The sequence below is a fragment of the Labrys sp. HAY1-8F genome (genome assembly GCF_056754975.1).
The window spans coordinates 449,137-460,547 of sequence record NZ_JBPGWZ010000002.1 but is presented as its reverse complement, the minus strand read 5'-3'; the positions used below and the strand labels follow the sequence as shown (position 1 = coordinate 460,547).

At 63.8% G+C, this 11,411-nt stretch carries 12 protein-coding genes; 9 read left to right on the top strand and 3 right to left on the bottom strand.

Features of this window, described 5'->3' with window-relative positions; all coding sequences use genetic code 11:
- Position 1 precedes the first annotated feature (1 nt).
- The 4 genes from ACR9ZN_RS11140 (at position 2) to ACR9ZN_RS11125 (ending at position 4,616) form a co-directional block, all read left to right on the top strand.
- Positions 2–1,306: an alanine racemase gene (locus ACR9ZN_RS11140; RefSeq protein ID WP_481272245.1), complete on the top strand. Its 1,305-nt coding sequence runs from the start codon at positions 2–4 to the stop codon at positions 1,304–1,306.
- A 49-nt stretch (positions 1,307–1,355) separates the two neighbouring features.
- Positions 1,356–1,700 carry a RidA family protein gene (locus tag ACR9ZN_RS11135; protein WP_441771784.1) on the top strand — a complete coding sequence of 115 codons (345 nt, stop codon included), beginning with the start codon at positions 1,356–1,358 and terminating at the stop codon, positions 1,698–1,700.
- A gap of 20 nt (positions 1,701–1,720) precedes the next feature.
- Positions 1,721–2,731, top strand: a complete 1,011-nt coding sequence (locus ACR9ZN_RS11130; protein ID WP_481272244.1) for a succinylglutamate desuccinylase/aspartoacylase family protein — start codon at positions 1,721–1,723, stop codon at positions 2,729–2,731.
- 295 nt (positions 2,732–3,026) lie between these two features.
- Positions 3,027–4,616: an N-acyl-D-amino-acid deacylase family protein gene (locus ACR9ZN_RS11125; protein ID WP_481272243.1), complete on the top strand. Its 1,590-nt coding sequence runs from the start codon at positions 3,027–3,029 to the stop codon at positions 4,614–4,616.
- Positions 4,617–4,623: 7 nt separating this feature from the next.
- On the opposite strand, the gene tet is transcribed toward ACR9ZN_RS11125, so the two are convergent.
- Complete coding sequence (tet, locus tag ACR9ZN_RS11120; RefSeq protein WP_441771781.1) at positions 4,624–5,805, bottom strand: Tet(A)/Tet(B)/Tet(C) family tetracycline efflux MFS transporter; 1,182 nt, start codon at positions 5,803–5,805, stop codon at positions 4,624–4,626.
- Positions 5,806–5,998: 193 nt separating this feature from the next.
- On the opposite strand from tet, the gene tetR reads away from it, so the two are divergent.
- From tetR to ACR9ZN_RS11105, 3 genes are all read left to right on the top strand, one after another.
- The gene (tetR, locus tag ACR9ZN_RS11115) at positions 5,999–6,613 is read left to right on the top strand and encodes a tetracycline resistance transcriptional repressor TetR (protein ID WP_441771780.1); all 615 of its coding nucleotides are present in this window, start codon (positions 5,999–6,001) and stop codon (positions 6,611–6,613) included.
- On the top strand, positions 6,610–7,152 hold the full coding sequence (locus tag ACR9ZN_RS11110) for a helix-turn-helix domain-containing protein (protein WP_441771779.1): 543 nt from the start codon (positions 6,610–6,612) through the stop codon (positions 7,150–7,152). Before tetR ends, ACR9ZN_RS11110 begins: the two co-directional genes overlap by 4 nt.
- Before the next feature lie 87 nt (positions 7,153–7,239).
- Positions 7,240–8,226, top strand: a complete 987-nt coding sequence (locus ACR9ZN_RS11105) for an NAD-dependent epimerase/dehydratase family protein (protein ID WP_481272242.1) — start codon at positions 7,240–7,242, stop codon at positions 8,224–8,226.
- 90 nt (positions 8,227–8,316) lie between these two features.
- Here ACR9ZN_RS11105 and ACR9ZN_RS11100 read toward each other — a convergent pair whose 3' ends face one another.
- Positions 8,317–8,883, bottom strand: coding sequence for an alpha/beta hydrolase (locus ACR9ZN_RS11100; RefSeq protein WP_481272241.1), 567 nt, complete (start codon positions 8,881–8,883; stop codon positions 8,317–8,319).
- A 133-nt stretch (positions 8,884–9,016) separates the two neighbouring features.
- Positions 9,017–9,961, bottom strand: a complete 945-nt coding sequence (locus tag ACR9ZN_RS11095; RefSeq protein ID WP_481272240.1) for a ring-cleaving dioxygenase — start codon at positions 9,959–9,961, stop codon at positions 9,017–9,019.
- Positions 9,962–10,083: 122 nt separating this feature from the next.
- Here ACR9ZN_RS11095 and ACR9ZN_RS11090 point away from each other — a divergent pair, with 122 nt between their 5' ends.
- Both ACR9ZN_RS11090 and ACR9ZN_RS11085 read left to right on the top strand, forming a co-directional pair.
- Positions 10,084–11,046, top strand: a complete 963-nt coding sequence (locus ACR9ZN_RS11090; RefSeq protein WP_481272239.1) for a LysR family transcriptional regulator — start codon at positions 10,084–10,086, stop codon at positions 11,044–11,046.
- A gap of 98 nt (positions 11,047–11,144) precedes the next feature.
- Positions 11,145–11,342, top strand: coding sequence for a hypothetical protein (locus tag ACR9ZN_RS11085; protein WP_454814015.1), 198 nt, complete (start codon positions 11,145–11,147; stop codon positions 11,340–11,342).
- Positions 11,343–11,411: the final 69 nt, after the last annotated feature.

Here is an 11,411-nt window from a genome sequence, read left to right as displayed (position 1 = left end):
CATGTCCGACCTTCATCTTTCCCTCGATGCCATTGATGACCGCATGCGCGGTTTTCCCCCAGGCCACACCGCCCTGCCGCTTGCCGACATCGGCAGGCAGGGCTGGAAACCCTATGACGGCATCATGTCGCTCCCGTTGATGTCGCTCGACCGGCCGGCCTTCGACGGCAATGTCGCGTTGATGATGCGCTATGTCCGCGAGCATGGCGTGGCCATCGCGCCGCATGCCAAGACGCCGATGTCGACGGCTCTCGCCAGGGAACTGGTCGAGGGCGGCGCCTGGGGCACGACGGTCGCCGATATCCGCCAGGCCTCCGTCCTGCTCAAGGCCGGGTTCGATCGGCTGATCCTGGCCAATGAGATCGGTGGCGCCGCCGCCGCCAGAAGGCTTGCTGCCTTGCTCGCCGGGCATCCGGAAGCGGAGGTGTATGTTTTCGTCGACTCGTCGGACCTTGCGGCCTTCCTGTTGGAAACCTGGCGCTCGCGAGACGACTTGCCGCCCCTAGGCCTGTTGCTGGAGGTCGGAGCCGGGCGGGCCGGAGCCCGGACAATCGAGGATGCACGGGCCATTCTCGACACAATCCTCGCCGGTGAGAGTGCCGGGATCAGCCTGAGCGGCATTGGCGCCTATGAGGGCGCCGCCGCCACCGCGGATCCGGAGGAAAGCATCCGCCGCATCGACGAATTGATGGCCCTGACGGTCGAGACGCACCGCCTTGTCCGGGACCGTATCGGAACAGAACGGCCGCTGATCCTGACGGCTGGCGGTTCGGTGTTCTTCGACCGGGTCATCGCAGGCCTTGGATCGATCAGCAAAGGGGATGCCGCCACGACCCTGGTCCTGCGCAGTGGCGCGATCTTCTTTCACGACCATGGCGTCTATGAGCGCGGTCTCGCGGTTCTGGATGCCCGTTCCGGTTTCGAGCTCTCGGGCGAAACTGTCAGCGCTTCCAGAGGCTTCAAGCCGGTTCTTCGTATCTGGACCGAGGTTCTGTCACGCCCCGAACCCGATCTGGCGATCTGCGGCATGGGCTTGCGCGATGTCGCGATCGATCAGGGGCTGCCGCGCCCGCTCGCTCTCTATCGCGAGGGACGTCGCATCGGCGAACTCGATGCTTCGGTCTCGATTGCCCGGCTCAACGACCAGCACGCCTTCCTGGCTACCGGAGGTCTCGACCTTCGGATCGGCGATGTCGTCGAATTCGGCCTGTCGCACCCCTGCACCTGCCTTGACCGGCATGCCCTGGTCTATGGGCTCGATGGCGACAACACGGTGATCGACGCTTTCGCCACCTCCTTCGGATGAAGCTTCTTAAGTTTCAAATTTTCAATATTTTACAATGGAGTATTAGACAATGATAATGCGTTACCAGAAGAGTTCGCGTATGAGCCAGGCAGTCAGTTATGGCGGGCTGATCCATGTCGCCGGCCAGGTCGCCGATGATCGCAAGGCCGGTATCGAGGCCCAGACTCTGGACGTGCTTTCCAAGATCGATGCGCTGCTCAAGGAAGCCGGCACGGACCGCTCGCGCCTTCTCGCCGTCAATGTCTTCCTGCCTGCCATCGTCGATTTCGACGCCATGAACGGCGTCTATGATGCCTGGATCGACCCGGCCAATCCGCCGGCGCGCGCCTGCGTCGAGGCCCGGCTCGCCGATCCGGATCTGCGCGTCGAGATGACGGCCATCGCGGCCTTGTAGAAACACGAAAGCAGCCTGCCATGCATAGCGGCCTCGTCCATACCCTCGATTTCGACGCCGATGGCCGCCAGAGCGGCTATCTGAGCATTCCCTATTCCGTCGATCGCTCGCCCTATTACCAGATCAGGATACCGATCCTGCGGGTGCGGAACGGGCCGGGGCCGAGCCTCATGCTGATGGCCGGCAATCATGGCGACGAATATGAGGGCGAATTGCAGCTGGCGCGCCTGATGCGCCGCCTCGATCCGGCGGCGCTCCGCGGCAGCGTCACCGTCCTGCCGGCGGCCAATCTTCCGGCCGTGATGGCGGCCAGGCGCTGCTCGCCCTTCGACGGCGGCAATCTCAACCGTGCGTTTCCCGGCGATCCTGTGGGAACGCCGACCGCCCGATTGGCGCATTTCCTCGAACACGAACTGTTCCCCCGACACGAGGTGTTGCTCGACATTCATTCCGGCGGCACTTCCATGGCGCATCTTCATTGTGCCCTGATCGAGCGCCAGCCGGACGAGGAACGCTCCACCCGCGCCAAGGCCCTGCTCAGGGCGATGGCGCCCAGCCATGCCTTCATCGCCGACAATGGCTCGCGCTCGCCGACATCTATGGGTGCCGCCATGCGGGCGGGTATCATCGGCCTCAGCGGCGAATTCGGCGGCGGGGGAGCGGTGACGCCGGCCAGCATGGCCTTTACGGCACGGTCGATCGACAATCTGATGCTGGCGCTCGGCATCGTCGACCGCCCCTTGCTGGGCGGCGATGTCACGGCGAAGCCTGCTCTGCAACTGCTCTCGCTCGCGCGCCACAGCCAGGGCATCTATGCCACGCGCCGGGGCTGGTTCGAACCGGCCGTCGAACTCGGGGCCCGGGTTGCGGCCGGCGACCTTGCCGGCTGGTATCATGATCTTGAACGTCTGGAGCAGCCCGAGGAAGCCCTGCGCTTCGCCGAGGGCGGTATCGTGATCTCGCATCGGCTGCATTGCGACAGCCAGGCCGGGGACTGTCTCATCCAGGTAGCCGAGCCGATCGAGGATTGAGCTATTTTTGCGATTTGGCGGAATCGCCAAGAGGCGTAAAGACACGTCGAGGCAATGGGTCGAAGCAAGGAGCAATGCCGTTCAACTGAGCTTTATTCGAGCTGCAACAACCTTTGTCATTGCCGGGCTCGACCCGGCAATCCAGCTCCTTTGCCCGGTTCGCACGTGGCTTCTGGATAGCCGGGTCAAGCCCGGCTATGACAAATCCAATTGTTTTCCTCTCATGTGAATTTCATTGCGGAGCAGAGACGCGTTTCCTTGGAAAGCGACTTTGCGCCAGAAAGGATCAGGCGTCATGGCCGATACACTCATCCGGGGCGCGCGCATCATCGACGGCACGGGAGCACCCTGGTATCGGGGGGACGTGCTGGTTTCGGGCGGCACCATCGCCCGCATCGGCCAGGACCTCAAGGCGGACAAGGATGCCACCGTCGTCGATGCCGCGGAACGCTATCTCGCACCGGGCTTCATCGACGCCCATTGCCATGACGATCTCATCTTCCTGCGGGAACGGAACCGACCGGAGAAGGCATTGCAGGGCGTCACCAGCATCGTGGTCGGCAATTGTTCCTTCTCGCTCTATCCGGCCGTGCCGGCTTCGCGCGAGAATCTGCGGCTGCATTTCTCCGGCCTGCTCGGCGAGACCCTGGACAGCGAGATCTTTGCCGATCTCGACGCCTATCGTCAGGCGCTGACCGGGGAGGGCATCGCGCTCAATCTGGTGTCGCTCGTCGGCCACGCGGCGCTGCGTCTCGCCGTGATGGGACATGACCGTCGCCCGGCCAATGGGGCCGAGATCGAGGCCATGTGTGCGCTGCTCGCCACCCAGCTCGACCAGGGAGCTGCGGGCCTTTCGCTCGGTCTCGTCTATCCGCCGAGCGCTTTTGCCGAAGAGGACGAACTCTTCGCGCTGGGGAACACCGTGCGCAGCCGCGGCAAGGTGCTGGCGGCCCATGTTCGCTCCTACGAAGCCGGCCTGATGGATGCCATCCAGGAATTCGGCGGCATTCTCAGGCATTCCGGTTCGGCGGGCCTGCTCTCGCATCTGCAATCGGCCGGGCGGCCGAACTGGGGCCAGATCCCGGCGGCGATCGAATTGCTCGAAGGCATGCGCTGCGAAGGCATCGACATCAGCTTCGACATGTATCCCTATCCGGCCGGCAGCACCTGGCTGCTGCAATTGCTGCCACCCGCCGCCATGGATGGCGGGCTCGACGGCCTCAAGGCCCGTCTGCGCGATCCCGAAATGCTTGCGACCTTGCGAGACTGGGTCGAACATGGCGGCCCGGCCTTCCATGGCCAGAGCAAGGTGTCACTGATCGGCTGGGGCAATGTCCGCCTGTCGGCCGTCGGCAGCGCCGAGCTCAAGCATCTGGAAGGTCTCGACATGGAGAAGGCGGCCGCCCAGCTCGGCGTCCAGCCTTTCGACCTGATGTTGCGCTTCATCGAGGAGGATGACGGCCAGACCGGCATCATCCTGTTCCAGCTCGACGAAGACGATCTGCACGCGGCCTGCTGCAACCGGCTTTACATGGCGGGCTCCGACGGCCTGCCGCGGCCGGGGTCCAAGCCGCATCCGCGTGCCTTCGGCACCTTCCCGCGCATTGCCGGGCCGCTCAGGCGCGAGAAGAACTGGTTCAGCCTGGAAGATGCCGTGCGCCGCATGACCTCGGTGGCCGCGCAGCGCTTCCAGCTCTCGGATCGCGGGCTGGTCCGCCCCGGGCTTACCGCCGACCTCGTGCTGTTCGAGGACGCCATCACCGATCGGGCGACCTTCGAGAACTCGACCCAATTGCCGACCGGCATCTCCCATGTCTGGGTGAATGGCGGAACTGTGGTGGCCGATGGGCGCCAGACCGGCGAACGGCCGGGCAGGGTGCTCTAATCCGGGATCAAGCGTTGTTCTGAACGGATCGTTTCAGGAATGGCGGACACAAGAGATAGAGCAGGGCGCCCGCCAGCCAGACCCAGCCATTCCAACCGGTCAGGGAAGCGGTGTAGATCGCGGTAAAGAACAGCGGGCCGATGATGGAAGTCAGGCTGGTGAGGGCGGAAAGCGATCCCTGCAACTGGCCTTGCTGGCCTTCGCCGACCTCTCGCGATAACATCGCCTGCAGGGCGGGAGCTCCGATGCCTCCCGCCGCCAGCGGGACCATGATGGCGAAAGCCATCCAGCTTTGCGAGGCGAAGGCCAACAGCACATAACCGAGTGCGTCGGCGGACATGCCGAGGATGACGGCCCGGTCTTCCCCGAGCCGCAGCGTCAAGGGACCGGTCACAACACCCTGGGCGATGGCGTGGAGGATGCCGAAGGCGGCGAGGGAAAGCCCGACGGTGCCGGTATCCCAATGAAAACGGTTTTCGCCGAACAGGACCCAAATCGACCCAGGCACCTGGCCGACCAGTTGCATGACGAAGAACACCGCCATCAGTGCCATCACCGCCGGCAGGCCGCGAACCCAGTGGAAGGAGGCGATGGGATTGAAAGCGGTGCGTGAGAGCGGCCGGCGCTCGCCCCGATGGGTTTCCGGCAGGAGCAAGACGGCGAGCAGGCCATTCAGGCCATTCAGGACGGCAGCCATCAGAAAAGGGGCGTGCGGAGAAAGGCCCCCCAGCAAGCCGCCAAGAGCGGGGCCGCCGACCAGGCCGAGGCCGAAGAATGCACTCATCAGACCGAAACGCCGCGCACGCTGTTCTTCCGGTGTGATGTCGGCAATTGCCGCACCGGCCACAGCCGCCGTCGCGCCGGTGATGCCGGCAATGGCGCGCCCGACATAGAGCACCCACAGGACCGGCGCCGTCGCCATGATGGCATAGTCGATGGTTGCGCCCGCCAGCGAAGCGAGCAGCACGGGACGACGGCCAAAACGGTCCGACAGGGCGCCGAGGGCCGGCGCGCACAGGAACTGCATCAGCGCATAGATCGCCAGCAGCACGCCATAATGCCCGGCCACCGCATCGGTGTGAACGAGATTGCGCAAGAGTTCCGGCAAGACAGGCATGACCAGTCCGATGCCGATGGCATCGAGGGCTACGACACCCAGTATGAGTGGGAGAGCAAATTTGGTTGTCATCGACGCACACGGTCCGCTTGATCGATAATTTATCATTGATAAGTGATGCCATAAAACTTATCATCGATAAATAGTCAAGCTTGATCCTGATAGACGCGGCTTACTGAATCGGGACCGATGGGGTAATTCTTCACGGCTGCATCGCCGTGCCGAGAGCCGACGCCTCCTGGAGGCGATGCGTGGGAAGGGTGTCATGGCGAAACTGCAGCGCGAGAAGGTCATCCGGGCTGGCCTTGATCTCTTGAACGAGGTCGGTGTCGACGGCCTGACCACCCGCAAGCTGGCCGACCATCTCGGCGTGCAGCAGCCGGCGCTCTATTGGCATTTCAAGAACAAGCGGGCTCTGCTCGATGCCCTGGCCCATGCCATGCTTGCCGAACGGCATACGCATGCGGTGCCGAAGCCCGGTGAAGATTGGTGTTCTTTCATCACCGGTAATGCCCGCAGTTTCAGGAGAGCCCTGCTTTCCTACCGTGACGGTGCGCGCATCCATGCCGGGACCAGGCCCAACGGTGCGGAGACCGCGAATGCCGAGGCGCAATTGCGTTGCATGACCGAGGCCGGGTTCACCACGGCCGACACCACCTACGCACTGATGACCATCAGCTATTTCGTGGTCGGCTCGGTCATGGAGCAGCAATCGGCGCAAGCGGACAAGGCCGAGCGCGGTGACATACCTCATCCCGCCCCGACATCACCCTTGCTGGCCGAGGCCATGGAGACTTTCGACCGGGATGGCCCCGACGTGGCGTTCGAGCAGGGGCTGGGCTTCATCATTGCCGGTCTGAGGGAGAGATTGCAGCGATGAATGTGATCGAGCAGGGCCGCGCCTTGCGCCGGCTGCGGATGCTCAAGGGCATCAAGCAAAGTCATCTTGGTGAATTGCTCGGCGTGGACCAGGCCAGCATTTCCCGCTGGGAAAGAGGAACCGTGCCACTCGGGGAGGAACGCTGGCGGGCCGTCCTGGATCTTCTTGCCGCATCACCGCTACCTGCCGAGGATGCCGCATTGAAGCGTCTGGTGACGTCTTCGAACGCCAAGGTTCATCTCATTTGCGACCATAGCCATCGTCTGCTGGCGGCTTCCCTGCCACGGCAGGCCGAGTGGCACGCCGATCTGCCCGAACTGCTCGGCAGCTCGCTGCTTCCCTACGCCACGGATGAAATCCTGGCGGCGGAGGAGAGGCTCGCTGCCCACGGTTGGCACGAAGGTTTTCTGGTCTCGCTGACGCTGGAGACGGGCACCAATTACGATCCCGTCTTGCCGATCGCGCCGAGCCGGGCGCTGTGGGAGCGCGTGACGCTGGCCGACGGCAGCGCCGGGCGGCTGGTCACCACCGTCGGCTGATCATACTCATGCATATTTTATGCGTCGCCGGCACCGCCTGCGATCGCTAATCGTCGGTGCCGGATTGCGAATGACGGATTGGTCACCATGACGATTTTGGTAACGGGCAGTGCCGGACATCTGGGCGAGGCGCTGATGCGCACCTTGCGGGCAGAGGGGCGGCCTGCCATCGGGCTCGACATCAAGGCCTCGCCCTTCACCGATTCCATAGGATCGATCGGCGATCGCGATTTCGTCCAACGTCATCTGCCGGGCGTGCGCACGATTCTACACGCAGCCACGCTGCACAAGCCGCATGTGGCCACCCATGGCTATCGGGATTTTCTCGACGTGAACATCCAGGGGACTCTCGTGCTCCTCGAGGCGGCCTTAACCTCTGGCGTGGAATCCTTCGTCTTCACCAGCACGACCAGCACCTTCGGCTCAGCCTTGACGCCGGCAGCGGGCGAACCGGCGGCCTGGATCACCGAGGACGTGGTCCCGATCCCGAAGAACATCTATGGCGCGAGCAAGATCGCGGCGGAGACCCTGTGCGAACTCTTTGCCCGTCGCCACCGCCTGCCCGTCATCGTGCTGCGCACCGCGCGCTTCTTCCCGGAAGCCGATGATGATGCGCAGATGAGGCAACGCTACAGCGCCGACAACGCCCAGGCCAACGAGTTGCTCAACCGCCGCTGCGACATCGAGGATGTGGTCGGTGCCCATCTGGCGGCGGCGGACAGGGCGCCGGCGCTGGGTTTCGGCCGCTATATCATCTCCGCAACCACGCCGTTCGGCCCGGACGACGGCGCGGCACTGCGGGCCGACGCGCCGGCGCTCGTACACCGGCTGTTTCCCGATTGCGCCGAGCTTTATACCGCCAGGGGATGGAGCCTGTTTCCGCAGGTGGATCGCATCTATGTCAATGCGCGGGCACGGACCGAACTCGGCTGGCGTCCACGCTACGATTTCCGGCACATGCTCGACTGCCTGCGCGAGGGACAGAATTTCCGCAGCCCACTCACAGGCGAAGTCGGCAGCAAGGGCTATCACGACAGGGTCTTCTCGGAAGGCCCCTATCCGGTTCACGATTGAGAGGCAGGCAGGATCTCCCGGAAGCACGGATGATCGCGCTTCCGAGAGATGGCTCCTTGTCCGAGAGATGGCGCCTTGCTTGCCAAGGATCTACAAGCCGGCAAACCAAGCCTTGGTCTGCGCGACATCGGCCTGCGTCAGGCCATGGCCGGTCGGGAGCGTCTCGTGGCGCACGGCGGCGCCGCGTTCCTTCAGGAGATCGGCCAGCCTGCCGGCATTCGCTGCCGGCACGATCGGATCGGCGGCCCCGGAAAGCATCAGCACCGGCTTGCCGCCCAACTCCGCCGAAGGCGCCGTTCGCAAGGGCGTCATCGGTCGGAGCAGTGCGGCGCCGGCAAGCGCCTGCGGATGCAGCAGCAAGAGCGCGGCGGCGATATTGGCGCCGTTGGAAAAGCCTAAGGCGATGGGAGCATCGAGGCCGTACGCCTCGCGCGCCTGCGCAATGAAGCCTGCCAATTCGACGGCCCGCCGGCGCAGATCTTCTTCATCGAACACGCCTTCGCTCAGGCGTCGGAAAAAGCGGGGCATGCCGTGCTCCAGCACGTTGCCGCGCGGGGAGAGCAGGGCACTGCCGGGCCCAACCAGCTCGCCCAGGCCGATGAGATCGTTTTCGTCACCACCCGTCCCGTGCAGGAGCAGGAGAGGGGGCCTCTTCATATCCCGTCCGGGAACGAAGCGGTGGGTATACGATAATTGCGATGTCGTGGTCATGACTATTGCCTCTTCGGTTCGGGGGGATGGGGACGTTTGGCCGGCCATGCCGGACGGGCAGCTAGAACAAGGAGCGCTTCTAGGACGCGCTTTGCTCCAGGCGAGGCAGGGCGGCTTCCAGACCCGAACGGCGGGCTTCCAGGAACGCCGGCAGTTTCAGGGTTTCGCCGAGCGTCGACGCCGGCTCGTCCACGGCAAAGCCAGGAATATCGGTCGCGATCTCGAACAGGACATGTCCGGGTTCCCGGAAATAGACGGAACGGAAATAATTGCGGTCCTTCTGCTCCGTGGTGCGGATGCCATGGTTCTCGGCGAGCCTGCGCACCATCGCGGCCTCCTCGGCATCATCGGCGGCACGAAAGGCGATGTGATGCACCGAGCCACCGCCGAGACGGGCCGGCAGGGGGCCGCTCGCCTCGTGGATGTCGACGATGCTGCCTGCCCCGCCGTCAGCCACCCGATAGCGCACCAGGCTGCCTTCACGCCCGACCTCGCCGAAGCCGAAAACATCGGTGAGGATGGCACCAGTCGGCGCCGCTTCCGCGAGCAGGAGATTGACGCTGTGGAAACCGCGGATGGCAGCATCGGCGGGGATGCCGGCGCCGGTCCAACCAGGTTCGTTCCCAATGCCGGGTACGGCAACGAGGGCGAGGCGCATGCCGTCCGGGTCCTGGAAGGACAGCAGGGGCTCGCCAAAACGCTTGGTCAGCGGTTGATGGACGACGCCATTCTCGACGAGGCGATGCGTCCAATAGCCAAGTGAGCTTTCCGGCACCCGCAGCACGGTTTCCTGCGTTTCACCAAGGCCGACACGACCCGACGCAACATGCTCCCAGGGAAAGAAGGTCAGGATCGTGCCGGGATGGCCGGCCTCGTCACCGTAATAGAGGTGATAGGTGCCGGGATCGTCGAAATTCACGGTCTTCTTGACCAGTCGCAGGCCAAGTATGCGGGTGTAAAAATCGAGATTGCGCTGGGCGGGACCTGCGATAGCCGTGACGTGATGGATGCCTTTGCCGCTCATTGCGAAATTCCTTTCGGTCGGGATTCCTGTCCCTCGATGAGTGAGATAGGCCCGATATGCCAGGAATTTCCATTGCGTTGGTGCAATGAGTTGGTTGAAACTGGAGATATTGAATTGTCGATATGAAATACCCTATAGGTATGGGATGCGCTGACGGTGCCGAGGGGGACTTTGCCTTGGGGGACGGTTTTCCGAATTTGGCCTGGGACGACCTGCGTCTGGTAAAGGCCGTCGCCGATGCCAGGAATCTGCCCGCGGCGGCCGCACGCATCGGCATCGATCACTCGACCGCGTTCCGGCGGCTGCGCCTGATCGAACAGGCGCTCGGCGTCACTCTGTTCGAAAAGCATCGCACAGGCTACACGCTGACATCGGCCGGCGAGGAAGTGGCCGGACTGGCGAGCCGTGTCGACGAGGATATCGTCTCGGTTCTGCGCAGGCTTGCCGGTGGCGAACTCGACCTTGCCGGTGAACTGCGCATAACCACCAACGATACATTGCTGGTCGAACTGCTGACGCCGTTGCTCGCCCGGTTCGGCGAGGCCTATCCGGGCATGCGGCTCGACGTGATCCTGTCGAATGCGGCGCTGAACCTGTCCAAGCGGGATGCCGATATCGCCATCCGTGCTTCCGATACCCCGCCAGACACGCTAGTGGGTCGACGCGTCGCCCGCATCGGCTGGGCACTTTATGGCAGGGCAGACGATTTCTCCGATCCCGACCTGCCGGATCTTGAAGCGCTGCATGGGCGGCGCTGGGTGGCGCTCGGCGACAATCTCGCCGCGCTCAAGGCCGTGCGCTACGTCAAGACGCACGTCGCGCCGGAACGCATCGTCTATCGCGTCAACTCGGTGCTCGGCCTCGCCGAAGCCGTCGAGGCCGGCATCGGCATCGGTCATCTGCCCTGTTTCATCGCCGGAACCAGGCCGAGCTTGCGCCGTATTGGACCGGTCAATCCGGATTTCGGGGCCGATCTCTGGCTGCTCACCCATCCCGATCTGCGCGACGCTCCGCGCATACGGGCTTTTCTCGATTTCCTCGCCGCCGAGATCGTGCGGCGGCGGGCCTTCATCGAAGGCGCCTAGCTCCGCCGAAACATCGAATGACGACCACGACATCGGATGAAGACAGAGACGGTAGATCTTCCCGGAAGACCCAATTGCGGCCCGAAGAAATCACCGCAGTGCTTAGGGCAGAATTCGGCAAATCGATCGATCTGCATCCTTTGTCGGGAGGATTGGAGTCGCAGGCCAGATTTTTCGAAACCACCCAGCTCTGGCGCCTGCGGGAGGGGCGCCTGCTTGCAGGCTACCAGTTGCGCATCGGGCTGGAGAATGTCTACCAGGCTGCCCTGGCCCAGGGCGCAGCCGATCTCGCCTGAGCCCTGGCCCGCTGCCAAAGTATCGCGAGAGAGGCTGGCCTGGTTACCCGAGGTTGATTGCGTGTGACC